The organism is Microcoleus sp. N3A4 (genome assembly GCF_036701805.1).
GTDB lineage: Bacteria > Cyanobacteriota > Cyanobacteriia > Cyanobacteriales > Microcoleaceae > Microcoleus.
Genome location: NZ_JAUBRJ010000082.1, coordinates 1 through 23,503 on the forward strand (window position 1 = coordinate 1; position 23,503 = coordinate 23,503).

Annotated in this window: 28 protein-coding genes; 14 read left to right on the top strand and 14 right to left on the bottom strand. The window is 45.7% G+C overall.

Features of this window, described 5'->3' with window-relative positions:
• Positions 1 to 264: 264 nt before the first annotated feature.
• From QUA56_RS31220 to QUA56_RS31235, 4 genes are all read right to left on the bottom strand, one after another.
• Complete coding sequence (locus QUA56_RS31220; protein ID WP_333366219.1) at positions 265 to 816, bottom strand: dCMP deaminase family protein; 552 nt, start codon at positions 814 to 816, stop codon at positions 265 to 267.
• A gap of 38 nt (positions 817 to 854) precedes the next feature.
• The gene (gene dut, locus QUA56_RS31225; RefSeq protein ID WP_333366225.1) at positions 855 to 1,289 is read right to left on the bottom strand and encodes a dUTP diphosphatase; all 435 of its coding nucleotides are present in this window, start codon (positions 1,287 to 1,289) and stop codon (positions 855 to 857) included.
• A gap of 222 nt (positions 1,290 to 1,511) precedes the next feature.
• On the bottom strand, positions 1,512 to 3,596 hold the full coding sequence (locus QUA56_RS31230; protein ID WP_333366229.1) for an FAD-dependent thymidylate synthase: 2,085 nt from the start codon (positions 3,594 to 3,596) through the stop codon (positions 1,512 to 1,514).
• A gap of 90 nt (positions 3,597 to 3,686) precedes the next feature.
• Positions 3,687 to 3,887, bottom strand: a complete 201-nt coding sequence (locus QUA56_RS31235; RefSeq protein ID WP_333366231.1) for a hypothetical protein — start codon at positions 3,885 to 3,887, stop codon at positions 3,687 to 3,689.
• Positions 3,888 to 4,227: 340 nt separating this feature from the next.
• Between QUA56_RS31235 and QUA56_RS31240 the strand changes: the two genes are divergently transcribed.
• Both QUA56_RS31240 and QUA56_RS31245 read left to right on the top strand, forming a co-directional pair.
• Complete coding sequence (locus QUA56_RS31240) at positions 4,228 to 4,701, top strand: hypothetical protein (RefSeq protein ID WP_333366234.1); 474 nt, start codon at positions 4,228 to 4,230, stop codon at positions 4,699 to 4,701.
• Positions 4,694 to 4,822 carry a hypothetical protein gene (locus tag QUA56_RS31245; protein WP_333366236.1) on the top strand — a complete coding sequence of 43 codons (129 nt, stop codon included), beginning with the start codon at positions 4,694 to 4,696 and terminating at the stop codon, positions 4,820 to 4,822. Before QUA56_RS31240 ends, QUA56_RS31245 begins: the two co-directional genes overlap by 8 nt.
• 79 nt (positions 4,823 to 4,901) lie before the next feature.
• Here the strand turns inward: QUA56_RS31245 and QUA56_RS31250 are convergent, their stop codons facing one another.
• A complete protein-coding gene (locus tag QUA56_RS31250) occupies positions 4,902 to 5,525 on the bottom strand; it encodes a Uma2 family endonuclease (RefSeq protein WP_333366238.1) in 624 nt (207 codons plus the stop codon).
• A gap of 145 nt (positions 5,526 to 5,670) precedes the next feature.
• Here QUA56_RS31250 and QUA56_RS31255 point away from each other — a divergent pair, with 145 nt between their 5' ends.
• Both QUA56_RS31255 and QUA56_RS31260 read left to right on the top strand, forming a co-directional pair.
• Entirely contained in the window at positions 5,671 to 6,246 is a 576-nt protein-coding gene (locus QUA56_RS31255) for an HD domain-containing protein (protein ID WP_333366241.1), read from the top strand.
• 41 nt (positions 6,247 to 6,287) lie between these two features.
• Positions 6,288 to 7,421: an ABC transporter ATP-binding protein gene (locus QUA56_RS31260; RefSeq protein WP_333366244.1), complete on the top strand. Its 1,134-nt coding sequence runs from the start codon at positions 6,288 to 6,290 to the stop codon at positions 7,419 to 7,421.
• 242 nt (positions 7,422 to 7,663) lie between these two features.
• Here QUA56_RS31260 and QUA56_RS31265 read toward each other — a convergent pair whose 3' ends face one another.
• A complete protein-coding gene (locus tag QUA56_RS31265; protein ID WP_333366246.1) occupies positions 7,664 to 7,825 on the bottom strand; it encodes a hypothetical protein in 162 nt (53 codons plus the stop codon).
• 6 nt (positions 7,826 to 7,831) lie between these two features.
• Between QUA56_RS31265 and QUA56_RS31270 the strand changes: the two genes are divergently transcribed.
• Positions 7,832 to 8,236 (top strand): hypothetical protein, encoded by a 405-nt coding sequence (locus tag QUA56_RS31270; protein WP_333366248.1) that lies wholly within the window; start codon positions 7,832 to 7,834, stop codon positions 8,234 to 8,236.
• A 74-nt stretch (positions 8,237 to 8,310) separates the two neighbouring features.
• Here the strand turns inward: QUA56_RS31270 and QUA56_RS31275 are convergent, their stop codons facing one another.
• The 4 genes from QUA56_RS31275 to rbfA form a co-directional block, all read right to left on the bottom strand.
• Positions 8,311 to 8,541, bottom strand: coding sequence for a DUF4327 family protein (locus QUA56_RS31275; protein ID WP_172186863.1), 231 nt, complete (start codon positions 8,539 to 8,541; stop codon positions 8,311 to 8,313).
• 359 nt (positions 8,542 to 8,900) lie between these two features.
• Complete coding sequence (locus tag QUA56_RS31280) at positions 8,901 to 10,538, bottom strand: glycoside hydrolase family 3 N-terminal domain-containing protein (protein ID WP_333366251.1); 1,638 nt, start codon at positions 10,536 to 10,538, stop codon at positions 8,901 to 8,903.
• Positions 10,539 to 10,558: 20 nt separating this feature from the next.
• Positions 10,559 to 10,681, bottom strand: a complete 123-nt coding sequence (locus QUA56_RS31285) for a hypothetical protein (protein WP_333366253.1) — start codon at positions 10,679 to 10,681, stop codon at positions 10,559 to 10,561.
• Positions 10,682 to 10,684: 3 nt separating this feature from the next.
• Complete coding sequence (gene rbfA, locus QUA56_RS31290) at positions 10,685 to 11,107, bottom strand: 30S ribosome-binding factor RbfA (RefSeq protein ID WP_333366257.1); 423 nt, start codon at positions 11,105 to 11,107, stop codon at positions 10,685 to 10,687.
• 147 nt (positions 11,108 to 11,254) lie between these two features.
• On the opposite strand from rbfA, the gene sipA reads away from it, so the two are divergent.
• A complete protein-coding gene (gene sipA, locus QUA56_RS31295) occupies positions 11,255 to 11,494 on the top strand; it encodes a regulatory protein SipA (protein ID WP_333366260.1) in 240 nt (79 codons plus the stop codon).
• A 125-nt stretch (positions 11,495 to 11,619) separates the two neighbouring features.
• Here sipA and QUA56_RS31300 read toward each other — a convergent pair whose 3' ends face one another.
• Positions 11,620 to 14,988 carry an EAL domain-containing protein gene (locus tag QUA56_RS31300; protein WP_333366263.1) on the bottom strand — a complete coding sequence of 1,123 codons (3,369 nt, stop codon included), beginning with the start codon at positions 14,986 to 14,988 and terminating at the stop codon, positions 11,620 to 11,622.
• A 531-nt stretch (positions 14,989 to 15,519) separates the two neighbouring features.
• Here QUA56_RS31300 and QUA56_RS31305 point away from each other — a divergent pair.
• From QUA56_RS31305 to QUA56_RS31315, 3 genes are all read left to right on the top strand, one after another.
• Positions 15,520 to 15,960 carry a pentapeptide repeat-containing protein gene (locus QUA56_RS31305; protein WP_333366267.1) on the top strand — a complete coding sequence of 147 codons (441 nt, stop codon included), beginning with the start codon at positions 15,520 to 15,522 and terminating at the stop codon, positions 15,958 to 15,960.
• 160 nt (positions 15,961 to 16,120) lie between these two features.
• Entirely contained in the window at positions 16,121 to 16,384 is a 264-nt protein-coding gene (locus tag QUA56_RS31310; protein ID WP_333366269.1) for a type II toxin-antitoxin system prevent-host-death family antitoxin, read from the top strand.
• Positions 16,381 to 16,707: a type II toxin-antitoxin system RelE family toxin gene (locus QUA56_RS31315; RefSeq protein ID WP_333366215.1), complete on the top strand. Its 327-nt coding sequence runs from the start codon at positions 16,381 to 16,383 to the stop codon at positions 16,705 to 16,707. The genes QUA56_RS31310 and QUA56_RS31315 overlap by 4 nt, the downstream gene beginning before the upstream one ends.
• Positions 16,708 to 16,773: 66 nt before the next feature.
• Here the strand turns inward: QUA56_RS31315 and crtH are convergent, their stop codons facing one another.
• Positions 16,774 to 18,318 carry a carotenoid isomerase gene (gene crtH, locus QUA56_RS31320; RefSeq protein ID WP_333366273.1) on the bottom strand — a complete coding sequence of 515 codons (1,545 nt, stop codon included), beginning with the start codon at positions 18,316 to 18,318 and terminating at the stop codon, positions 16,774 to 16,776.
• Between crtH and QUA56_RS31325 the strand changes: the two genes are divergently transcribed.
• Positions 18,242 to 18,418 (top strand): hypothetical protein, encoded by a 177-nt coding sequence (locus QUA56_RS31325; RefSeq protein WP_333366318.1) that lies wholly within the window; start codon positions 18,242 to 18,244, stop codon positions 18,416 to 18,418. The genes crtH and QUA56_RS31325 overlap by 77 nt on opposite strands.
• Positions 18,419 to 18,619: 201 nt before the next feature.
• Here QUA56_RS31325 and QUA56_RS31330 read toward each other — a convergent pair whose 3' ends face one another.
• Positions 18,620 to 18,901: a hypothetical protein gene (locus QUA56_RS31330; protein WP_333366275.1), complete on the bottom strand. Its 282-nt coding sequence runs from the start codon at positions 18,899 to 18,901 to the stop codon at positions 18,620 to 18,622.
• A gap of 7 nt (positions 18,902 to 18,908) precedes the next feature.
• Here QUA56_RS31330 and upp point away from each other — a divergent pair, with 7 nt between their 5' ends.
• The 3 genes from upp (at position 18,909) to QUA56_RS31345 (ending at position 21,265) form a co-directional block, all read left to right on the top strand.
• Positions 18,909 to 19,559 (top strand): uracil phosphoribosyltransferase, encoded by a 651-nt coding sequence (gene upp / locus QUA56_RS31335; protein ID WP_333366277.1) that lies wholly within the window; start codon positions 18,909 to 18,911, stop codon positions 19,557 to 19,559.
• A 726-nt stretch (positions 19,560 to 20,285) separates the two neighbouring features.
• Positions 20,286 to 20,753: a TMEM165/GDT1 family protein gene (locus QUA56_RS31340; RefSeq protein ID WP_333366280.1), complete on the top strand. Its 468-nt coding sequence runs from the start codon at positions 20,286 to 20,288 to the stop codon at positions 20,751 to 20,753.
• 209 nt (positions 20,754 to 20,962) lie between these two features.
• Positions 20,963 to 21,265 (top strand): TMEM165/GDT1 family protein, encoded by a 303-nt coding sequence (locus QUA56_RS31345; protein ID WP_333366283.1) that lies wholly within the window; start codon positions 20,963 to 20,965, stop codon positions 21,263 to 21,265.
• A gap of 78 nt (positions 21,266 to 21,343) precedes the next feature.
• Here QUA56_RS31345 and QUA56_RS31350 read toward each other — a convergent pair whose 3' ends face one another.
• Positions 21,344 to 21,850: a hypothetical protein gene (locus tag QUA56_RS31350; protein WP_333366286.1), complete on the bottom strand. Its 507-nt coding sequence runs from the start codon at positions 21,848 to 21,850 to the stop codon at positions 21,344 to 21,346.
• Positions 21,851 to 22,171: 321 nt separating this feature from the next.
• On the opposite strand from QUA56_RS31350, the gene QUA56_RS31355 reads away from it, so the two are divergent.
• Positions 22,172 to 23,434, top strand: coding sequence for an MFS transporter (locus QUA56_RS31355; RefSeq protein WP_333366290.1), 1,263 nt, complete (start codon positions 22,172 to 22,174; stop codon positions 23,432 to 23,434).
• Positions 23,435 to 23,503: the final 69 nt, after the last annotated feature.

Here is a 23,503-nt window from a genome sequence, read left to right on the forward strand (position 1 = left end):
TTACTTTTCTATATATTTGTTCAGATATTTTCACTGATTTAGCTATTGATTTAGCATAGTAAGTAAGGAAGAACCATTTTTTGTAGGGACACGGCACTGCCGTGTCCTTACAACTTGTAAAATAAATATTATTTGTATCCCGCAGGATTCAGGATACGGCACTGCCGTATCCCTACAAATTGCCAGCAAATAAATATCATTTATAGGAACACAACACAGTTGTTTCCTGTGGCTGCGACAACCAGGGGGAGGATTGCTCCTATACTAATTTTTTGGCACAGATGTAGGATTCAACAAAAACAAAGCCGCCTTTTTTGCTGTATCTTCAGATAGCTGAATTTGTTTTAACTCAACAATACCTTCACTGATAAAAGTATCTCTCAAAGCAGCTTTTTCTCCGCTGTTAAAAGTCGTTTCGTAAAACACTTCTCGAATCCCAGCGGCAATGACTAATTTCAAACAATAGATGCAGGGTTCTAAGGTGACGTAAATACTAGCCCCAGCAGTAGATATACCGTGTTTGGCAGCTTTGGCGATCGCATTTGCTTCAGCGTGAACCGCCCTTGACGGCAAAATTTTACTGGCGTCGCAACTGCTTAAACCAGGATAGCAGAAGCCTTGAGTTGTACAGTGTGCCGAACCTGACGGCGAACCGTTGTAACCCGTTGCTAAAACTTGCCTGTTTTTAGCTATCACTGCGCCTACAGGAAAAGCCAGACAAGTCGATCGAGTTGCGGCTAATTTTGCCAACATTAAAAAGTATTCGTCCCAGTTTGGTCTTTGAGGGGGTTCGTAGTTGTCTGGTGTATTGTCCATTTAAAATGTAGAATTAGAACTGTATCGAGACAAGTGATTTATGGCGAGATTCCAGTCGAGCCAAATCCATTATCTCCCCTAGAGCTGGCACTTAACATTTTTACTTCTTCAATTTCCACGCGAATTACCGGCGCGATTACCATTTGAGCAATTTTCATGCCTTTTGTCACTTGAAAAGAAGTTTGACCGTGATTGATTAAGATGACTCTGATTTCGCCTCGATAGCCTTCATCTATGGTTCCTGGTGCATTGAGTACAGTGATTTGGTGCTTGAGAGCTAAACCGCTTCTGGGACGAATTTGAGCCTCTGTTTTTTGGGGTAATTCTATGGATATGCCTGTATGAATTAACTTGCTTTCTCCAGGAGTAATTTCTAATTCATCTATAGAAAATAAGTCCAGTCCAGCATCAGTATCATGGGCATATTGGGGGATTATCGCTAATTCATGCAGTTGCAGGATTTTGAGTTTCATCTTGTTGGTATTTACTTGAGTTTTGTCAACCTAACCGGTAATGGGTAATTGGTAATAGCTCGGTGCGTACTTAACTTACTTGAGAAGCCCTATGATAGGACTTACGCAAGTCTCTAATCTGTAGTAGGGTGCGTCGCTGTGAGATATTCAATGGAACTTGCAGATTGTAGATGGCGACGCACCTTACCATTCGACCGCAATTAGCCAAAAAAGGTAGTTCTCTTACGGCGCTAGCCTTGCTTTTCCCAGACGAGTAGTTGTGTACCACTTCGCAATGTCGGGTGCCCAATTCTCAAAATGAGGCCACATCATTTCGCAGAGTTTTTGAATTTCCAGTTGAGCATTTTTCTTGTTTCTCAAGTCAGAAAAATGCAGGAAAGACCTTAAATTGAAACTGACTACAAAATGCTGGCGGTAGTCAAAGGGTAATTTGCCTCGGGCGTGTTCCTCGGACATACCGCCGTCGAAGTCAATTTTATAACGTTTAGCGGCTTCTAGACACCACTCTAAATCTTGTTGTCTTTGTTCGGGAGAATAGTAGTATTTTTTGCCTTCGCGATCGGTATAATAATCTACTGGACGCAGGTAAAAAATATCTTCTATGTCTTTTTTGCCGACTGCTGCATCCAGAAATTGATTACCTGTATAACGCAGGGAATTATGTACTACTAAACCATTAGCAACGAAATTATGCCATTCACCATCCACCTCTAGGTCATAAGTCATTTGTTCGCCAACATATTCAACACTCTTGACTTTTACGGGATGAGAACGCAATTTTCTCCCTTTTTGCTTTGGCTTGACTTGCCAATTTTCAGGCTCTAATATTGGCGAGTAAGCTTTCGCAAATTTAAGCTCTAAGTTGTTTTGATGAATATATTCATGACAGTCTTTGCATAAAGTCACTAGATTATCAAAATCATAAGCAAGAGATTTATCTGCAAAAACTGGTATTAAGTGATGGGCGTGAAGAACACCACCTCTGACAGCACATTTCTGGCAAATAAAATCAAACTTTTTATGGACTTGGGGCGCAATTTGCCGCGTCCAAGCGCCAATTAATTCTCGATCCGTAGAAGTACCACCCTTCCAAAAATTAGACTCAGCACCTCTTTGCGTGTAAATTTTTGCATTTTCGATTCGTCTCTGGCGGCTTTCTTCAGAGAGGTTAAGTTGATAACCTCCTTTACCTTTATTCCAAGGTTCATCTCTTCCAGGTTGTCGCTTATTTAGAGACAATCCATAAGCATAGACCCATTTTTTAACGACCTCAATTGAGCAGTTAGCTAAAGTCGCCATTTCATCAGCGTGCAATCCTTTCTCAAGTTGATCCACTAACCAATTTTGGTCGCGATAGAGAGCGTTAGGGTTGTAATTCCAGGGCTTATGACCTTCAGGGAAGCGCGAACCTGAATAGGCTGAAGATAGCCCATGTTTGTTAGTCCATGCTTTAATCGTATTGGGAGAGCAGTTAGATAAGTCAGCAATTTCTTTGATAGTCAATCCTTGCGAAATTTTGGTTTCAAGCCATGACTTGTCTGTATAAATCCTATCATCTGTCACCGACACGCCATTACACATAACATGGGAATTTTGGTTGATACGAACCACTTTTCCATCTGCGTGGGTTATTAACCCAACCGCATCTTTCATTGTTTGCCAACCGTCGGGTGTAAATAAACGGTGATTAGCGGTACATTCTAAAGTTTTGCCGTCTTCCAATGTTACCTTATAAACGGGTTGAATACCGCTACACATTACATCTTTGATATGACCCACTTCAAACAAGCCAGTTTGTTCATTTAAAACTCGCAAGCGCATTTTACGGATTCTTTGCTTGCAGTCACGACGATATTCGCCTGGTGGTTCACCATTTCGACCTCGAATAGACCGAGAACGAATCGCTTTTTCCCCATTAGTCCAAAGGTCATACAGTTCTCCAATTGTTTTGCTCAAATTTTTCTTGCCAGCACTTCCCTCGCAATCAACAAAAGTGATTGCGGTATCAGCAGCAAGACATTGCACATCAAAGGATACTCCTACACGATGTGTCCTGGCTTGCTGCATGACACTGTGGGGAAAATAGCCGCAATTAAAAATAATTTGGGGATGCTCTAAGGGGCCGTAATGCCCCCGATCGCCTGCGAGGAGCCTTTTGATGATAATTTCGCCACATTCTGCGTCTGAGGGCCAGGAATCGCGATCGTCAAACACGAAATTCTCAGTATAGTCTTGATGGAGGGCTGCGTAAATTACTTGCTGAGGATTTGGTGTTTGAGAAATAACTTCTACTCGAAATCTATCCATATATATTTTTATTTTTGAAGCTCGCAATAGTTGAAAATTTTAACATTTTAAATTATTTCATAAGATGGCATTCTTGGCAAGTTTTTCAAGCTAATAATTCGTTGACAGCGACGCTAAAACCTGAGTCCTAGTAAAGTTACCCGATCGCAGCATATTCTTGAGCTTGTAAATGTTTGCCGTTAGCGCAGCCCGGGCGAGAGGATCGCACTTTTTACCGTGCAGCCGCTGACAATGGCTGTTTGCCCCGTTCCGCAAATTAATTGATTTGGTTTGTATAGGGTTTGTACTCAAATTTATTGATGAGATTTGTGGCTGTCACGGTTTACCGTTTTTTGCACCGCGTACTATATCAATAGTTTGGATGGTTTGAAGAAGCGATCCTCTCGCCCGGGCTGCGCTAACGAGCGGAACACTTCGAGAGTTCGGGTTCTTAAAAGATTGCTAGATATCACCTATGAGACTCATTAAGTCCTCTAAAGATTTGTATCCTCTTTGGAAACGCAGTATAATAACCGTATTGCAGCGGACGGAATCAAGATTCTGGTGGGGATGCAAAGTTTGCTAGTCGCCGCTGAATACGAACGTTAGACTGCATCAACAGGCAAGCCAGCGAGATAACAAGCAGTTTTGTATGCACGATGAGGATAATTTCGATCTCTTGTATGTTCTTTTACCTCATGGTTGGAGCACGTGCATACTTTACCTAGGCGATCGCATTCACGAGTTATATATCAGCCATGTTTTTGGAGATCCGATCGGAGATTTTATCGAAGCAACCACCGCTCTACTGAAAGGTGCTTCAGCCGTTGAGTTTATATGGTGGGATGAGCCAGGAGGCAATCGGTGGCAAATAACCAGGAACCCAGAACAGCATCATAAGGTAACAGTCACTGTGACGGAATTCTCATCTTCTTGTGGAGAGCTAATTACTCAAGAAAAAACCTTAGCGGAATTTGAAATCAAAATTAGCCATTTCTCGACCATCGTTTACTTTCAAATGAAAAAGACTGCTGCTTTGCTCGGGGAAAAGAGTTTCGAGAAAAACCGATCGGGCGAATTCCCCTATGCAGCATTTCGACAATTGGAATTTTTTTTCAATGCCTGACTTTGCTTTGCATTATTCAGTCTGTGACTCGGATGAAAAGGTTTACGCCCAAGATGCGATCGCGGACAAAGGCTTTAATGGTTGGCTTTCACTTGTAGCAATACTTCAAAGTTACCTGTAGGTCGATCGCTCCCGCATTCTCATTAAACCCTATCCTAAGCTAAAGTTTCTGATTTTAATCAATTATTTTAACAACTTCCTCAAGCCAACAATTCACTGACGGCTACGCTAAAACCTGCAAGCACACTTTGAGTGTTAACAACTTCATCGGCATTAAACAACCGCCAGCGTTGCCCTGCATTCACAAATATTAATCTAGCTTCAGGAAACAGCAACCAAACTTCTAAACATCCCGATTCCAAATATTCTTGAGCTTTTGCAAATAACTCTTCGCCGCTATCTTCCGGGGAAGCAACTTCCGCTATCAAAGGAAAACTTTGGGAAAATGCTGTAAAATTACCTGATTCTGGCAACAATTCAGGAGTAATGTAAGCAACATCGGGACGGCGACCCTGTTTGTTAGTGCGGCAAAGGACTTCTGTTAGAACTTCTCCTCCCTGTCCGCTGGATTCTTTATAATTTCCCCAGAAACGTGATAATTTAGATTGAGCTAGACTGTGCTTGAAGGTCATTCCTGTTTTCTCCACTAAGTTGCCGTCAACCCATTCCATTCTATCAGGAGGCTTGACTAAAAACTCTTCTAGAGATATGACTTTTTCTGGCTCAGATTCTGGGTGAATTTCCGGTATATTTTCTAATTTTGGCTCTGATTCTGGCTCTAAGTTTTGGTCGGCATTTTTGGGTATAATTATAGTAGCTGTCATGCTCGCAACCTCTGTTTAACGATTATAAGTTTACAAGCGATCGCTCTCGATCGCATCTCTACGATTTTATGGAACTTGGTAGATTTTGTCTGTTCAACTTAGCCCAATAATTTATATATCATAGCAATTAAGAAAGGTGACTTTCATGATTCTCTCAAACCGTTTTTCTGAAGCCCTCACCTATGCCGCCGAACTGCACGCTACCCAACTTCGCAAAGGTTCGGGCGTTCCCTACATTGCCCATTTGTTGGGCACTGCTAGTATAGCTTTAGAATATGGGGCAAATGAAGATGAGGCGATCGCAGCTTTGCTTCACGATGCGATCGAAGATCGAGGCGGGCCCACCACCCGCGAAGCCATCCGCCGCCGCTTTGGGGATACCGTCACAGCGATTGTAGACGGCTGTACCGACAGTGACGCGACGCCGAAACCCCCTTGGCGTCAGCGAAAACAAGCTTATATCGATCGCATTTCTACAGCTTCTGGCTCGGTCAGATTAGTCTCGGCTGCTGATAAACTTTATAATGTTCGATCGATCCTGAAAGATTACCGTCAATTAGGCGATACTGTTTGGGAACGCTTCAAAGGCAAAAAAGAAGGTTCTCTCTGGTATTATCGTTCGTTAGTAGAAGCATTCCGCCAAGCTGAGTTAACGCCGATCGTTGAAGAATTAGACCGCACAGTTTTAGAATTAACCAAGCTTTCTGAAGACAAAAAGTAAAAATCAACAACCAATAACTAATAACCAATAACTACTAACAAATGGCAAATGTTCGCTTAGAAAATATTACCAGACGCTACCAAAACGTCACCGCGATCGAAAATATCAGCTTCAAAATCCCGGACGGGGAATTTTGGGTATTAGTCGGACCCTCCGGCTGCGGGAAATCCACAATTATGCGGACAATTGCAGGTTTAGAAACCGCAACTTCCGGCAATCTTTACATCGGAGATAATTTAGTTAACAACATTCCGGCCAGACAGCGGGATGTAGCAATGGTGTTTCAAAATTACGCGCTTTATCCGCACATGACTGTCGCAGAAAACTTGGCTTTTGGATTGCGGATGCGGAATGTTGACCCGACTAAAATTCAAGAACGAGTCGAAACAGTAGCCCGATCGCTCTCGATCGACCACCTCCTCAAGCGCAAGCCCAAACAGCTATCAGGCGGACAGCAGCAGCGGGTAGCACTGGGAAGGGCGATCGCCCGCGAACCGAAAGTATTCCTTTTAGACGAACCGCTTTCTAACCTCGACGCTCAACTGCGAGACGACACTAGAGCAGAACTCAAACAACTGCATCAAAGGCTGGGAATTACCACAGTTTACGTCACCCACGACCAAGTGGAAGCGATGACTTTAGCTGATAAAATTGTAGTCTTAGATGGGGGGAAAATTCAGCAAATAGGAGACCCGCAAAGCATTTATGCCAAACCAGCTAACCGCATGGTTGCCACATTTTTAGGCAATCCGGCCATGAACATTTTGCCTGCAATTTATACTAACGAATCCTTTCAAGTGGGAAATCAATCTTTAGCCTGTCCGGTTTCGATTCATAAAAAATTGCAGCCGAGAGAAGGACAAGGATTTGATTTGGGCATCCGTCCCGAAAATATAGAAATCTTTACGCCACAAACAGCCGAAGATGATGATTTGAAAACCGATGTTTGGGCATTAGAAAAAGTTCCTCTCGATGTAGAGGTAAAAGTAGTAGAACCTCTGGGGCGAGAAACTTTAATCCGGGCGAGTTTGCCTTTGGTGAGCGCTGAAACTACTGTACAGTTACAAATACCTGCGAGTGTTCGCTTGCGATCGGGCGATCGCCTGAAGGTACAGCTTGACTTCGATCGACTATTTATATTTGACCCCTCCACCGGTGAGGCGCTGTATCCTTAACTGGATTTAACCTAAAATCTCCAAATCTCAAATCTTAAATAGATAGAATTTATGCACGCTGACCTCAGAAACCCGGTTTCTTCCTGTCTTTCTCGTTCCTCGTCGCAAATTTTTCGTAGAAACCGGGTTTATCGCCCCCATCCGTAAGTCCTGATAAACTGACTTTTTGAGTGGGGAGGTTTCTCTTTCTAGTTACAAAACTTTACACTTGACATTTATAAAGTTACGAAGTAATGATACCATTAGTATTTACATAACAAAAAAGCATCCCCCCAAAAGCCGATCTTTTCTGACTCGGGGCGATCGCGATCGACAACTTCGCATCTTCCCGCTCGCTGGCGGCAAGCCCGCCGCCTTGGGAGCAACTGGCGAACCAAATACTCCGAAAAACGTTCTAGCGGCATTTTTAGATGAATCCCGACAACCTGCCTCAAATGCTGCAAACAGGATTTCACCTGACTTTAGGTGCAACTTCCTTTTTAATTGAGACATTGCAAGATCCCCTGAAGCGAGAAGAAAATCTTGACAAACTGAAGTCAGATTTGGGCAAACTTGCGGATGAGCTGCTGGAAAAAGGAGAAATGACCGATCGAGAAGCGCGGAATTTTGTAGAGACTATTTTCTCTCAACCGGGCGATCGGGAGAATGCAGACAGCGAATCTGTCTCGCCCAAGCAATCGGATGCAGCGACTGATGCTCCTCCCGAGTCGGTTGTACAACCTGACGTAAAGCTAGAGATTCAAGAATTAACTGCACACATGGCAGCGCTGAGGGCCGAATTGGAAAATTTGCGCGCCGAAAATTTCCAGGATTAAAGAATCAAGATTCTTTAACACAGCCGGAGTTGACTTGGAAACTGACTTGCAAACTTATTTAAGAAAACCAAACTTTAGTCATTGTCCCAGTTTTCAGAACCGATCAGGTCGGCAATGCGATCGCGCAGCAAGAAGTCGCATTTTTCTAACTCGCACTCCACGCAAGCCCATTCCCGGGGTGGGATGAACTGACAAAGCGTGTAGATAGGCTGTTGTCGGCTCAGCACGCCCTCGTTCACGAGGTGGCGGGCTTCATCCTGGATGACATCTAAAGAGTATTGGATTTTGATAGTGGACTGAATCATAATGCGCCCTCAAGGTTTTAGTAAAAAAAAAATTATGGCCCTGGTAATAATATAATCCAATATTCCAAATATGTAAGTAAAATTTTGTCAGTATAGAGGTATACAATTCACTGCGGTCTATTTAAAAAAATTATAGGAACAATTAGTAAGCGATTGGATTTGTCTTGGGATTTTGGCCGCAACTTTTCCGGGCTAGCAGGCCCATCTGCTGCAAAGCTCAATTCAGAATTTAGGAAGCAGCGCTTGATTTCCGGTTTCTGGATGCTTCGCCGTCACAGGCAAAATTTCTTGCGAGAAACCGGGTTGATGAATTTGAGTCCTGATGCAGCAGCCAAGGAAAGATTTAGGAGTCCGGCAGCTCAAGCATTGCCCGTGGCGTCAATGCCGAACAGCAATTCTAGAGCGAGAGATTGCGCTGTCGGCATCTGCCCGAAACAAAATACATAAGGAATATTCGGAGGCAAGTGCGGCAAAAATTGCTCTAAAACGTAGGGACTTCCGTAAATTAATACAGCTTGCAGTTCTCCCGTCTTTAATAATTTCTTAAACCAATCTTGAGCTGCTTGGGTCAAACCAGCACTGCCTCGGAAGCAATTGCCGCGAATGAAAATTTGCAGCAGTGTGGGAGAAAAATGCTCTGCACCTGCATTATCAGCGATCGCACCTGTGCGATCGTCAATCAGTTGCAATTTGTAACCAAACTGTTCGGGCACGGCGATCGCCGGAGTGTGGTTTCCCAAAAACTCGCACCCCAAAACATCATCCACAACAATCAAATTCCGCAAAAGCTGGTTTTCTGGGGGTTTTGCAACCTGCAAAGGTAGATTTCCGCCAAATTTCAAAGAATCTCGCAAAATGCCGGCAGCAGTTGCCCTTGAGTCAGGATTTGCCAGCAAACTTAAGTCGATCGAGTCGATGGATTGTAAATTCTTGCTTTCCCCCTTCTGGGTTTGGGGGGAGTCAGAAATCGACAAACCCACCTTTATTTTCGCTTCCCAAATTCGCTTGACAGATTGCTTAATTTGTGATATGGAAAGCCGCCCTTGAGTGACAGCTTCGCAGACAGCCCGAATTGCCCCTTCCGGGTCAAGCGGCATCAGCAAAACATCAGCACCAGCCTCAGCAGCCAAAACAGCAGCTTCGTTGGCGCCGTACTTATTGGCGATCGCACCCATCACCAAAGCATCCGTCACGATCAAACCTTCAAATCCCAACTCTTCTCGCAGCTTCCCAATCAAAATTTTGCGAGAAAGAGTAGCAGGAAACTGGGCATCCCAAGCCGGAATCAGCAAGTGAGCACTCATCACAGCATCGACCCCAGCGGCGATCGCCTCGACAAAAGGAGGCAACTCAACCTCAGCCAATCTCGCTGGCGAATGCGGCAAAACCGGCAATTCCAAGTGAGAATCAACCGCCGTGTCCCCGTGACCGGGAAAATGCTTAGCTGTAGTCAAAACCGGATACTGGCGGGCGCCGCGAATAAAAGCAGCGGCCAATTTGCCGACAATTTCCGGTGTCTCGCCAAAAGCGCGGACGTTAATTACCGGATTGTCGGGATTGTTGTTAACATCAACCACCGGTGCGAGAACCCAATTGAGACCGATCGCCCTAGCTTCGATCGCAGTCACAGCGCCCATTTGTTCGGCATATCGATCGGCCGCTTCTGAATCGTGCCGCGCCACTTCGGCAATTGCCATCGGCGGCCCGAACCAAGTCGCCCCGGCGAACCGCTGGCCTACACCTTCCTCAATATCAGCCGCCAGCAGCAGCGGCAACTTGGCCCAAGACTGCAATTGGTGCGATCGAACTGCCAACTCCGCAGCACTTCCCCCGACCAAAATCACCCCACCGACGCCCAAAGTTTCCAGATAATAGCGGAGTTTGCTGGCCGTTGGTTCCCATTCGGGATAGCGAATTTGGTGGTCGAACAAGCAGCCGGAAGCGCGCACCACGAACATCTGGGCTACCAGTTCGGGCAAGGAAAGATTGTCAATCATTCGATTTTAGATTTTAGATTTTAGATTTTAGATTTGGGAATCGGGAATTGGGAATCGGGAATTGCGAATTGGGAATTGGGAATCGGGAATTGGGAATCAGAAATTCTTTCCTCTTCCTTCTTCCTTCTTCCTTCTTCCTTCACAAACTAATTCTCGTCTGTTTCAGGACTTTCATCCTCAGCGAATTCTTCATCGGGATCTAAAAGATCCGGTTTGCGATCGGCAGAAAGCTGATTCAGCAGTATCAACATTTTATCGCCCCGTTCCAAAGAACGGTCTTCAAGAAATACTACTTCCGGCGTCCGGCGCAGTTGCACCCGTTGGCCCAACTGGCTGCGGACGTAGCTAGTAGCAGATTTCAAACCCTCCATAGTCTCGGCTTTCGCCTCATCAGTACCGTAGATGCTGACAAAAATTTTTGTATGCTGAAGGTCTCCCGAAACAATTACGTCGGTAACGCTAACCATACCCGCACCTACACGGTCGTCCTTGATTCCATTCAGCAACATCAGGCTGACTTCCCGTTTAATCATTGAAGCTACACGCTCAATGCGACGACTTGTAGCCATAGAAACTATCCCCTACTTTTATATCAGCCATTTTCTATCAAGTCTTAGTTTGGCACAAAGCTGTAGGGGGGAGTTCTGCCAAAGTGCGCCACAATGAATTTTGGTTAGCCTAGCCGTGCCACGATCGCCTATAAAAGCAAAAAAACTATGGAAAAAGAATTTACAATCGGTCAAAAAGTCCGAGTTGTGGCGATGCCGCCTTACGTCAAAACTGCCGAACCGATGCCGATGCTGCGGCCTGCGAATTTAATTGCGATCGGCGCTGAAGGTGTTGTGATCGATCGGCGTCCCGGCAATTATTGGGGCATTCGCTTTGAAAAAGGTGCTTTTCTGTTAGACAGTCAGTACATTGAAGCGGTGGAAACTACTGTAGAAGGTAATGGGTAATCGGGAATGGGAAAATGGGAATGGGTAATCGATCTGACAACTTAAAATCTCCCTTTTCCTTCTTCCCTCAACATCCCTCCGTTAAATCCTTTAAATTCGTTCAATTCGTTGTCGAACTTCCTTTTTCAAGAAGCCAGCTTTGCCTCAAAAGCCAAAGAATCAACCGGAAACTCCCCCAAAACTTTATCTAAACTAGGAGATGCGAAGTTACAAGGTTGAGGTTTTCCCAAATAATAACCTTGAGCGTAATCTACCCCAAGTTCATTGAGTTTATCCATGATTTTTTGATTTTCCACATACTCGCCAATAGTTTTAATTCCCATGACGTGAGCTATTTTGGTAATAGCTTCAACCATTGCGATATCAATAGGATTTTCGGCAATATTCTTAATAAAATTGCCGTCAATTTTGAGATAATCAACCGGCAAGCTTTTCAGGTAAGCAAAGGAAGACATCCCGCTGCCGAAGTCGTCCAAGGCAAAGTGGCAGCCTAGTTCCTTGAGTTGCCAAATCAAGCTGGCTACCTTGCTGAGATTAGCGATCGCCACGGTTTCTGTAATTTCAAAACAAATTATTTCCGGCGGTATTTGATGGATGGAAAACTGCTCCTGAATAAACTCGATAAACTTTTCTTCGTTGAGGCTGTCGCCAGAAAGGTTGATTGCATAAAGGCTGGGATATTTGCCGCCAAATGAGGATTGCGAATTAGATAAAAGAGAGCAAGCAGGCAAGGTAACTATTTTATCGCTGTCTACCCCGGGGTTTTGGACTAATAAATGGGTCGTGAAAATTTGAGATAAATTGCTAAATAAAGTGCTAATTACCCAGCGGTCGATCGCGTGCATCAAGTTGTAGCGTTCGGCTGCCGGAATAAACGCCATCGGTGACACCAACTGACCGGTTTCAAGCTGGAGGCGGAGCAAGATTTCGCAGTGGGTTCCGGTGGTTGGAGAGTTGAGCAAAGGTACGATCGGCTGAGAGTACAAGCGAAAGCGATTCTCTTCTAAAGCTTGATTAATTTGCACCACCCACTGGGTTTCGCCGTGCTGTTTGATTAATTCCAGATCGCCGGCTTGATAAACCTGCACCCGGTTGCGGCCTTTATTTTTAGCAGCGTAGCAGGCGATATCGGCCGCGCTCAAAACCGCAGATGTTGATGCTGTTTTGGGATTAATTGCTACCAAACCGATACTGACGCCGATCGAAAAAGTTTTTTCCTGCCACCCAAACCGGAATCCCTGAACGCTTTGCAGCAGCGATTCTGCAACATCCAATCCTCGTTCGGCGGGACGATCGTACAGGAGTACGGCAAATTCATCGCCGCCCAGACGCGCCAAAATATCGGTTTTGCGGATATTTCTTTGAAATAGCTGGCTGACTTGGCGCAGCAGTTCGTCGCCTGCAGCGTGACCGGAAGTGTCGTTAACTATTTTGAAGCGATCGAGATCCAGGTAAAGCATAACGTGTTCTTGCCCGTAACCTTGAGCGCTGTGCAGGGCGTTTTCTAGCTGGTACTCAAATTCCCGGCGGTTGACTAATTGCGTCAGGGGGTCATGAGTTGCCTGCCAGGTGAGTTGCCGCGCTTGAGTTCGCACTTGAGTGACATCTCGGAACACAACGACGGCCCCGACAATTTCGCCACTGCTGGCGTGGATGGGGGCGAGGCTGTGGTCGATCGCAAATTCGCGGTTGTTGCGGGCAATCAGCAAGCAGTTGTGTCCTCTATCGACAGTCCGACCTTCGCACAAAGCGATTTCAGCGATATTTTCGACCGCCTGCCTGGTAGTTTCGTCAACTATTCTCAGCACGCTGGCTAGGGGCAAACCTTTAGCTTCGGAGGTAGACCAACCCGTGAGTTTTTCGGCAACTGGATTGAGGGTGGAAATGCAGCCACCGGCGTCAGTAGCGATTACGGCATCGCCGATCGATTGTAGTGTTACCTGAGCGAGTTCTTTTTCCTCAAAAAATGCTTGTTCCATGCGCTTGCGCTCGCTAATATCCCGCTGCACCGACACCCAGTGGGTAAAGTTCCTGGATGTGTCGGCAATGGGTACGCTGTTGAGTTCCACCCAATAAGTTGAACCGTCTTTGCGGTAGTTGATCAATTCCAGGCGTAGGGGTTCTCGGCGAGAGAAAGCACGGCGAATTTTAGCGACTTGGGTCGGGTCGCTTTCTGGGCCGCGCAAGCAACTAGGGGTTTGTCCGATGATTTCTTCGGGTAGGTAGCCCGTCATTTGGGTAAAAGCTTCGTTGGTATAGATGATGGTGGGATCGGAGATATCGCTGTGTTCCGCATCCATAATCACGATCGCGTCGTTAGCGTTAACTACTGCCGATTCTAGGAGTTGCAGCCGCACCTCGGCCCGCAGGCGGGTAGCAATTTCGCTTTCTAGTCGGGCGTTAGTCAAGCTGAGGGATGCGATCGCTTTTTGCAATTCGCTAGTCTGTTCTGTGACTGAATCGTGCAGAACATCGATCGCCCCGGACATTTCCATCGGGTCAAGTACCCGCAGTAAGTTGCTTTGAGTGACTATTCCCAGGAGTTCTCCCCATTCCCCCGTTACTACCAACCTGCGGACTAAACGCTGGTGCATTTCAAGATGAGCTACCCACAGCGAGTCTTCTTGTTTGAGACTAAATAAGGGGGTACTCATCACAGTTTGGGCGATCGTTTGCGACAAATCTATATCTAAAGCTTGAAATTCCACAATATCCCGTTCTGTGACTATACCTACCGGAATGGGGAACGGCAAATTCATCGATAATTCTGTTGATTCTGTAATTACCACGCAGCTAACGCGGTGCTGCGCCATCAACTCGGCTAAACTCATAACTGACGCGGTGAGAGGCGCTTGAACGACTTGTGCCGTCATAACTTCTTTCACACTCCGCATTTTTAAGATATTTGCCGGTTGCAGCATGGCTTGGCGAATGCTTTCCGGCGTAATTACTCCTAGGAGTTGACCGCCATTATCTAATATTGGCAGGTGATTAATTCTTTGTTGGCCCAGCAGAATTAGAGCGCTGAAAATGTCTTGAGCCTGGGATTTTGTCAGAGTTGCGGTCGGCTGCCTCATCACTTCTGCGATGGTGACACCTTTTAAGTTTTTGCCCGATGCAATCAAATCGACGAGATCCCTCTCGGTGAACATTCCTTGCAATTTTGACTTTTGAGCAAAGTACGAGGAGAATTTTTCGAGGAATTTTTCCACGACAAAGACGCAGATACCTGTCGCGTCTCTGAAGGCGCTTGAAGTGGGGAGATTGGCGATTTCTGTTAGTTGCTGGTAGATATCGGTTGGTGGAATGTCTGCGTTTAGAGAGCAACTTCCGCGCCGTTGGCCCATCAGGGTAATTACTTCTGCTAGTGGGGTATCAGGCACAACTGTCAAGGGGTAGCGATCAATTACTTGATCTAAGGTTGGCAGATACTTGGAGGAATCGTTTTTTAGCATATTTAATTTAGTTTTGCGATCGCGTTGATTCTGCGACATTCCAAAAAAGCGCTGCTTTCCAAGCACTAGGTGGATTTTTACTGCGCTGCTGAGACCTAATTAAAATTAATTGTTAAAAATGCACCCGAGCTTTGGCTGGGGATCTGGCCAGTGACGGCTTTCCCTCTACCTATAAACTTATAAGCTTATCTTTATTTTAAGTTAATTTTTCTGTCCCGTGACACTTTAACTAAAAATAATGTGTTTTTTGTGAATTTTTTGCGATAAAATTACCTGCTAAAATCATCCCTCGCATCGCTAATCATATCCATCTTTAGAAAGACACATCTTTTGGCTATCATAGCTAACCTAGAAAATGTTACTACAAAAAGGCACTGTATTAAGTTCAGCAGTGTTAAGTTTTGCGACGTTAAGTTTTGCGAGCTTTTCGAGACCATCTATGCGTTGTTGAGGGCAATCGATGTCACAGCCAATCTGTGAATTAGATCGCAACTTGCGAAAACAAACGTGGTAAGATTGTAGATATAAAGACAAGAACTGAAACACAGAGTCTGATGAGGAAAAGGGATTATGAAACGCCATCTATTAGCCGCTACTTTTTTAATTACTCCCCTACTGTTGGCCGGGCCGGCTCGCGCTGAAAATCCCGTTCAGGTCAAACAGTTACTGTCAACCGGGCAGTGTTTTCAGTGCGACTTGTCCGGAGCAGATTTAACGGAAGCTCATTTAATTGGTGCTGATTTGAGAGAAGCAAATTTACGAGGAGCAAACCTATCTAATGCCAACCTCGAAGGCGCGGACTTGACGGGTGCTAACTTGACGGGTGCTAACTTAACCTCCGTTTTCCTGACTAATGCCAGTTTAAATGAGGCAGACCTCGATCGGGCAAATCTGACCGCCGCCATCATTAACACCACTGACGTATCCGGCGCATCAATGGAAGATATGACCATCACTGATGCCAAAATCTACAATACTCAAATCGGCGTCGGCGGCAGCTACGACCAGTGAACTCGGTAAAAGAATGAAAACCGCCAATTTTCAGTTTAAAACCCGGTTTTTCCCCAGAAACCGGGTTTTTAATTGATTCGCCGTATTTGGACCCAGGTGCTAAATTAAAATTAGTATTGCTTTAATACTTATAATCTTAATAAAGTTGTACAATACAGCCATGTCTAAACGACTCACCATTGCCCAAGCACAGCAGCAGCTTCCCAACCTACTTCAAGAACTCACCGATCGGCCGATCGCGATCACTCAAGATGGTGTTCCCGTTATGGCGGTAATCAGCTACAACCATTTGACTGAACTCCTCGAAACCTTGGATATTCTCACCGATATTGAATTCGTTACCAAACTTCGCCAAAGCATCACCCAAGCCGGCGAAGGCAAAACCGTTTCCTGGGAAAATGCTAAAGCCAAACTGGGACTATGAAAGGCGAAGCAAATTCAATCGAATACGACATCCAACTTACGCCGTTGGCACTAGAAATGTTGGCGGAAGTTAAAGATAGACGAGAACAGGAGAAACTGCGCGATCGCATCGATAAACTCAAAATTGAACCAGAGAAGCAAGGCAAAGCGCTTGTTGATAACTTATCGGGATTTCGCAGTATCCGAGCCGTTGGACAGCGCTATCGCATTGTTTACAAAGTCGAGCAAGATCGAGTTATGGTTGTTGTTGTAGGACTCGGGAGACGTAAAGATGGTGACAAAAAAGACATTTACTCCATCCTAGAAAAACTGTTAGATATATAACAGAATTACCTCCCAATCCATAAGTCCTGAGTTAGAAATGGGGCAACCTGTGTTGCCACACTCCTCCTAAAAACCCAAATCAACCGCAATTCGGTGCGCGCAAGCAAACCCAGAAAAGGCCACCGCATTTAAACCCTGTCCGGGAAAGGTACTGTCACCCACACAATACAAACCAGGAATAGAAGTTCGATTAAACGGCATTCCCAACAAACCCATTAACTTCTCTTTTGGAATTGGCCCGTAAGTTCCATCTTCGCGCCCCAAAAACCGACGGTGAGAACGCGCAGTGCCAACTTCCATATAATCCAAACCGGCATCTAAACCGGGAAAAATCTTTTCTAATCTTTCAATAATTCTCCCTGCGGCCTCTTCCTTTTTATCCTCGTATGCCTGCTGCGAAAGTCCTTCCCACTCTTCCATCCAACTCGACGTAAAAGCGTGAACGATGTGATATCCTGCGGGAGCTAAATCCGGGTCGAGCACGGTCGGAACTGACACCAAAACAGTTCCCTCCGGCGCTTCCATTTTGTCCCAATCTTCTAACAAAATGTGGTGGCAGGCACTACCTGCAGGGATGACGTTTGCTTCCACTCCCAAATGCAGACTCAAGAAACTGGGGGCTTTTTGATAGCGCTGCTGCCATTTCTTTTCACTAGCGGGCATCTCTTCTGCGGGCAGCAATTTCTCAAAAGTATCCCACCGCGTGGCGTTAGAAACTATCCGCTTTGCCCGGTAAACTTCGCCGGTGGCTAATTCGACTCCGACAGCGCGGCCGTTTTCTGTGATAATTTTTTTCGCTTTAGCTTTGTATTGAATTTGCCCGCCGAATTTTTCTAATCCTTCTACTAATTTTTGGGCAATTTGACCGACTCCGCCTTTGGGATAATTTATGCCGCCGTAATGTCTGTCGGAAAACACCATTCCGGCATTGATCATCGGCGTCAAGTCTGCGGGTACTACAGACCAGTAGTAGCATTCCATGTCGATAAATTTCAGCAAAGTAGGGTCTTTTATGTAGCGCCGCGCAATGTCGCCAGTATTTTGAGGCAGATATTTTACTAATCCCAAACAGGCTAAAGGATTCTGAAAAAAGACTCGAACCAGATATCCGGGTTCTTCTAGGGATAACAATTCCATCCCGTTGAGGCAGTTGAAGACGCTCCAGCATTCGCCGTAAAATTTGTGGATTCCTTCGCGTTCGTGAGGGAACCTGTCAGTTAATTCTTGCAAATATTTGTCATAAGCCTGGGGAACTTCAAGTTCTAAGCCGCTGGGTAAATGATAGTGAAGCTGTACGGGGTCGGGAATAGTTTCTAGGGTGACGTTGACTGCTTTCAGGGCGCGGGTGAGGAGGTTGGTGGTGCCGCGCTGTCCGAAGCCAAAAATCATGGAGGCTCCAACATCAAATCTGTAGCCTTCTCGATCGAAATATCCAGCGCTACCCCCCGGAATTGTATAGCTTTCGAGTACCAAAACTTTGGCTTTCTTAGCGGCCAACTGGGTGGCAGTCACGAGTCCACCAATGCCGGAACCGATGACAATCACATCAAACTCTTGCTGTGTAGGGCGGGAGTTGGGAGAAAATAACTGGGATTGGGTAGGAGCTGACATTCGCTTCAAAATCTTAATAATTTCTATAATATTACAGTCGATCGCTCTAGAAGGAAGAAGGAAGAAGGAAGAAGGAAGAAGGAAGAAGGAACAAAAATAAACTATTTCCAATGCCCGATGCCCGATACCCGATGCCCGATGCCCGATGCCCTCTCTGCTCCATGCCCGATGCCCGATGCCCCTGCTTCAAAAAAAAAATGCGGGAACAGTCTACCATTGCCGACTGCCCCCGTCTGCCGATCCTTTGAGAGGAGAACACTGAAAATTACTATAGCCTTGTTGCTAATTAATGTCAATACTATTAGAAAAATATTTCAATAAGCTGATGAAGGTCGATCGCCAAACGGGTTCTAACGGACGGCTGGCGCTTGTCGCAACAGTCCGGCAATCCCGCAGTCTGGCAGGGGTTTGAACTGCGGCGACTTGTTGAAAATGGTGCAAGATGTCGATTCTCACTCTCTGGCTTGTATGCGCCCTCAAGGATGTGATAAGTTGCACAGAGCGATCGATCGCCCATTGGCGAAGCTCTCGAAGACGATCGACCGCACCGCATAAAATCCCTCAAACCTAGCAATCTCCCCAATTTTCTAATGTCCCTGCAACTGCGCGTTTACGTTCCCCCGCATCCGTTAATTAAACACTGGCTGGCTGTCGCCCGCGACGCCGCCACCCCATCGGTACTTTTTCGTTCTGCGATGACAGAATTGGGAAGGTGGCTGGCTTACGAGGCGATTCGAGAGTGGCTGCCGACAGTGGAAACAACGGTGCAGACGCCTTTAAGCGAATGTCCGGCGACTTTTATCAACCCGGAAGCTCCGTTAGTTGTGGTACCGATTTTGCGGGCGGGTTTGGCACTGCTGGAAGGAATTCAGACGGTTGTGCCGCTGGCGTCGGTTTACCACCTCGGGATGGCAAGAAATGAGGAGACGCTGGAACCGACTTGTTATTTGAACAAATTGCCGGCGCAGTTTAACCCGGAAACGCGGGTGATAATTAGCGAGCCGATGCTGGCGACTGGTGGCACGATTGTGGCGACAATGCAGGAATTGACTGCACGGGGAATTGACCCGAACTTGATTCGGATTATCTCTGTGGTGGCTGCTCCTCCGGCTTTGAAGAGGCTGAGTGCAGAGTACCCGAGTTTGATTATTTATACGGCCACGATCGACGAAACAGTCAACGAACAGGGCTTTATTGTACCTGGTTTGGGAGATGCGGGCGATCGAACTTACGGCACATGAACAAGTCAGTCAGTCAATTTGAGATTTGAGATTTGAGATTTTAGATTGACTCGACAGATAAATCTGGGGGCTGGTAGGCGTCAGTCAATTTGAGATTTGAGATTTGAGATTTTAGATTGACTCGACAGATAAATCTGGGGGCTTGTATCCCTTTTTGGGTGCGGTAAGTGCTTCCAGGAACCAGTTGCTGAAATATCGGAGGAAAAAGATGACAATCAAGCATCTAGGATAAAAGCCCCCGGATTCATCCCTGGAGAAATAAAAAACCTGTATCCGATAAAGGAGCCCCCGAATTTATCCGTGGGGTCAGTCGATTTTAGATTTGAGATTTTAGATTTGAGATTTATCCCACAGATGCAATCTGGGAGCTTGAACTAGGGTCTAAAATTTTTATCTTTCCACGACTTAGGAATGAGAATTAAATAACTTGCATTTTTTGTAGGTTGGGCCCGTGGAACGAAACCCAACCCCACGCTTGATTGTTGGGCGGAGTGAAACGGAGGGTTCGTGCCACGGGCCCAACCTACGGAAGTTATTTAATCCACGATCCTTAAGTACGTGGCACGGTATCCGTTTGTGGGCTGGGTCAATGCTTCAATTCTTTAATCTAAAATCTAAAATCTAAAATCTCAAATCGATTGACCCTGGTTTGGTAAAAGCAGGCACAGAGAAAGTTAAAATCAAAAGTACAAGTCAAAAACAAATAGCGTTTAGCACTCATTGCCCGTGAAACTTGATTCTGTACCGCCAAGCTTGTCTGCTTCTGACTCAGCCAATCCCAATTACGATTTGCCGCAACAGGTACAAATACAACTAAAAGAAGCTTCTGAGATTTGTGCTGATTTAACCCCAGAGCCACCTGAAATTTCAGTGAGTGCAAATCCCGATATTTGTCAGGAAGAAAAGAAACTGAAGCCCAAGCACTGGGCAATTTTTGCTTCAACTTTTGCAACTATTTTTTTTGCTGAAATTGGAGACAAAACTCAGCTCGCGATTTTGCTGATGACGGCTGAATCTCGGAATCCTTGGATTGTGTTTGCCGGTGCGGGTTCGGCTTTGATAGCAACCAGTTTGCTGGGAGTGTTGCTGGGAAGGTGGCTGGCGAGTCTGATTGCTCCGAGAACTTTGGAGAAAGCAGCAGGAGGGATTTTGCTGGGGATGTCGGCGCTTCTGCTGTGGGAAGTGCTGCGTTAATTGTCAATCGCCCTGAAATTAACTACCTTATATAGCAATCCTAAATGATTTGCTTGCATTATACGCGAGCTTTCTGGCTCGCACTGCAAGGATTCTGGTCTCGATCGATTTTGCGACTGATGCGAGGATTGCTATATGGGTAAGGTGCGCCTCTAAGCACCCTACATATACTGTCCTAGATTTCTTAATTAACTAATAACTAAAAAAACATGGATTGGCAACTTTTGGGAATAAGTTTTATTACAGTGTTTTTGTCAGAATTGGGAGACAAAAGTCAATTAGCTGCGATCGCCCTCGGCAGCAGTTGTAACTCGCCGCGGGCTGTATTTTTCGGCACGGCGTCGGCGTTGCTGCTGGCGAGCTTAATCGGCGTGGCGATCGGCTTCAGCACGGCAGAGGTTTTGCCGGAGCGATTGGTAAAGGCGATCGCAGCGATCGGATTTGCGGTGATGGGCTTGCGCCTGCTGTGGCCGAAATCTGAATTATCTGATGTGTCAGAAGAATCCGAATAAGATGACACGGCAGTGCCGTTTCCCTACCCCAATTCATTGTAGGGAAACGGCACTGCCGTGTCTAATTTTTATCGTTGATTAAGCTTGATTTTGATAGCACCAGCCCAGCAGCGTACCGGCGACAGCCAACTTCAGCGCTTCCAAGCCAAAATAGCCTTGGTGCAGTAGATTCATCCCCGTCGGCACTTCTGCTGCGGAATCGAACAGATTTAGCTGCATTCCCAAGGCGCTCATTTGGGGCGTCAGGGCGTAGGTGTCAATCAGGGCGATCGCCAGAAGTACCAATGATAATAAGATTGCTGTGCGGCTGCGCTTGCCGAAATCACCGACTAAATTGCTCAAAACCATCAAACCCGTTACCACCAGGCCCGAACAGATTAACTCAACGCGGTTGAATCCCCAGAACATTAAATTTCCGGCCGTTGCAAACTCGGGAGATGTCATCATGCCAGATACGTAGAGACTGGGCATAATTACTAGATCCAAAATCAGGCTAACGCTGACCCAGAAAATTAAGGCCACCATGACAATTGCTTGCCAGCGGGGTTTGATTGATTCCACTCTTGATGTTGTAATAGCTGTCATATAATTAGACCCTCTAAAATTTTCTTCTGCCTTTTCTAGAGTTTAACTAACTTTTTTATAAAATCGTGTTAAGTATTTTTAAATTAATGGTAACTTTTGTGTAACAGAGCCTGAAGAATTGTTAAGATCACTTGTGTTTGTCATCACCTGCGTTAACTAATACTAATTCGGAAAAAGTACGGAATAAATTAATAATTACTCACAGAACTTACGCACTGCGACCAAATACACCGGGTTTTTGACCGTGATTAAAGGCTATAACGTATGTTCATAAAAAAAACGAGTTTCTGCGTCCATGACAAACTCCTAATTTAAATGTATATGCCTAAATTTCAATTATCATCTTGGTTTCCCCGTCTCCCCCCTCAAGTCTGGATTCTTGCTGCTGGCAGATTCCTCTCCCAAAGCGGCACCGGTTTTACTTTATTTTACGCGCCCATATTTTTTGTCGATCGCGTCGGTTTATCTGCTACTGCTGTTGGGATTGGTTTGGGTAGCGGTTCAGTTTCGGGAATATTCGGCAGAGTTTTGGGGGGTTCTTTTTGCGATTCCAAATTTTGGGGAAGGCGGCGAACTTTATTGCTGGCGGCAATTATTGCTGCTGTGGCTTCTTTTGTACTGGCGGCTGCTAATGATTTTGCTGGTTTAGTTGCGGGCAATTTACTGATGGGTTTGGGCGTGGGTTTGTATTGGCCTCCAACCGAGACGATGGTGGCGGATTTAACCGAGGGCGAACAGCGACAGGAGGCTTTTGCTTTGACGCGGCTGGCTGATAATTTAGGTTTGCAAGTTGGGATTATTTTGGGGGGTTTATTGATTGAGGTAACGGGTAATTATCGATCGCTCTTTATTATTGACGGTATCTCGTTTTTAGTGCTGTTTGCGGTAGTTGCGATCGCGATCGCCGAAACCTACAAACCAGCTACTCCAGCGGATAGAGGCAAAAAAAATCTGAAAAATGGCTGGATGGTGGCGCTGAGCGATCGAAGTCTTCTAGTTTATGCTTTAGTAAATACTCTTTTCACTCTATACATTTCCCAAATCCAAACCACAATGCCACTGTACTTTAGCAAGTTTGTCGCGGTGGGGACATCGGGAACGGGTTTTTCAACTGGTACAATTACCGTTTTGTTTGCTTTTAGCACGTTTTTAACTGTGGCTTTGCAACTGCCGGTTGTTAAAGCTTTGAGGCCGTTTTCCCATCCAAAAGCTTTGATGATTTCTGCGCTGCTGTGGGGAATGGGATTTATTGCGATCGGCTTGACGGGAATGGCTGCAACTGGCAATCTATTGTTAGCTGTTTTAGGCTTGAGCTTTTTGTCGGTGGCGACTGTTGCTTATACGCCTTTTGCTTCGGCTTTGGTGGTGGATTTAGCGCCGGAGTCTTTGCGGGGCGTGTATTTGGCGGTTAATTCTCAGTGTTGGGCGATCGGCTATTTAATCGGGCCGCCGCTGGGCGGTTTGGCTTTGGATAGAGGTAAATGGGCGGCGGATAATTTTTGGTTGGGTTTGGCTTTGAGTGTGGGCGCGGCTATTTTTATTTTGCAAAAGCTCGATCGAATGTTAAAAAATAGCAGTCATTAGTTATTAGTCATTAGTCATTAGTCAGCAGTCATTAGTTATTAGTCATTAGTCTTTTGTTGGTGCTACCAA

Excerpts from the sequence above, each read along its gene's own strand:
- QUA56_RS31220 (WP_333366219.1), bottom strand. The coding sequence starts at position 816 with ATGGACAATACACCAGACAACTACGAACCCCCTCAAAGACCAAACTGG.
- dut (WP_333366225.1), bottom strand. The coding sequence starts at position 1,289 with ATGAAACTCAAAATCCTGCAACTGCATGAATTAGCGATAATCCCCCAA.
- QUA56_RS31230 (WP_333366229.1), bottom strand. The coding sequence starts at position 3,596 with ATGGATAGATTTCGAGTAGAAGTTATTTCTCAAACACCAAATCCTCAG.
- QUA56_RS31240 (WP_333366234.1), top strand. The coding sequence starts at position 4,228 with ATGCACGATGAGGATAATTTCGATCTCTTGTATGTTCTTTTACCTCAT.
- QUA56_RS31245 (WP_333366236.1), top strand. The coding sequence starts at position 4,694 with ATGCCTGACTTTGCTTTGCATTATTCAGTCTGTGACTCGGATGAAAAG.
- QUA56_RS31250 (WP_333366238.1), bottom strand. The coding sequence starts at position 5,525 with ATGACAGCTACTATAATTATACCCAAAAATGCCGACCAAAACTTAGAG.
- QUA56_RS31255 (WP_333366241.1), top strand. The coding sequence starts at position 5,671 with ATGATTCTCTCAAACCGTTTTTCTGAAGCCCTCACCTATGCCGCCGAA.
- QUA56_RS31260 (WP_333366244.1), top strand. The coding sequence starts at position 6,288 with ATGGCAAATGTTCGCTTAGAAAATATTACCAGACGCTACCAAAACGTC.
- QUA56_RS31265 (WP_333366246.1), bottom strand. The coding sequence starts at position 7,825 with ATGCCGCTAGAACGTTTTTCGGAGTATTTGGTTCGCCAGTTGCTCCCA.
- QUA56_RS31270 (WP_333366248.1), top strand. The coding sequence starts at position 7,832 with ATGAATCCCGACAACCTGCCTCAAATGCTGCAAACAGGATTTCACCTG.
- QUA56_RS31275 (WP_172186863.1), bottom strand. The coding sequence starts at position 8,541 with ATGATTCAGTCCACTATCAAAATCCAATACTCTTTAGATGTCATCCAG.
- QUA56_RS31280 (WP_333366251.1), bottom strand. The coding sequence starts at position 10,538 with ATGATTGACAATCTTTCCTTGCCCGAACTGGTAGCCCAGATGTTCGTG.
- rbfA (WP_333366257.1), bottom strand. The coding sequence starts at position 11,107 with ATGGCTACAAGTCGTCGCATTGAGCGTGTAGCTTCAATGATTAAACGG.
- sipA (WP_333366260.1), top strand. The coding sequence starts at position 11,255 with ATGGAAAAAGAATTTACAATCGGTCAAAAAGTCCGAGTTGTGGCGATG.
- QUA56_RS31300 (WP_333366263.1), bottom strand. The coding sequence starts at position 14,988 with ATGTCGCAGAATCAACGCGATCGCAAAACTAAATTAAATATGCTAAAA.
- QUA56_RS31305 (WP_333366267.1), top strand. The coding sequence starts at position 15,520 with ATGAAACGCCATCTATTAGCCGCTACTTTTTTAATTACTCCCCTACTG.
- QUA56_RS31310 (WP_333366269.1), top strand. The coding sequence starts at position 16,121 with ATGTCTAAACGACTCACCATTGCCCAAGCACAGCAGCAGCTTCCCAAC.
- QUA56_RS31315 (WP_333366215.1), top strand. The coding sequence starts at position 16,381 with ATGAAAGGCGAAGCAAATTCAATCGAATACGACATCCAACTTACGCCG.
- QUA56_RS31325 (WP_333366318.1), top strand. The coding sequence starts at position 18,242 with ATGACAATCACATCAAACTCTTGCTGTGTAGGGCGGGAGTTGGGAGAA.
- crtH (WP_333366273.1), bottom strand. The coding sequence starts at position 18,318 with ATGTCAGCTCCTACCCAATCCCAGTTATTTTCTCCCAACTCCCGCCCT.
- upp (WP_333366277.1), top strand. The coding sequence starts at position 18,909 with ATGTCCCTGCAACTGCGCGTTTACGTTCCCCCGCATCCGTTAATTAAA.
- QUA56_RS31345 (WP_333366283.1), top strand. The coding sequence starts at position 20,963 with ATGGATTGGCAACTTTTGGGAATAAGTTTTATTACAGTGTTTTTGTCA.
- QUA56_RS31350 (WP_333366286.1), bottom strand. The coding sequence starts at position 21,850 with ATGACAGCTATTACAACATCAAGAGTGGAATCAATCAAACCCCGCTGG.
- QUA56_RS31355 (WP_333366290.1), top strand. The coding sequence starts at position 22,172 with ATGCCTAAATTTCAATTATCATCTTGGTTTCCCCGTCTCCCCCCTCAA.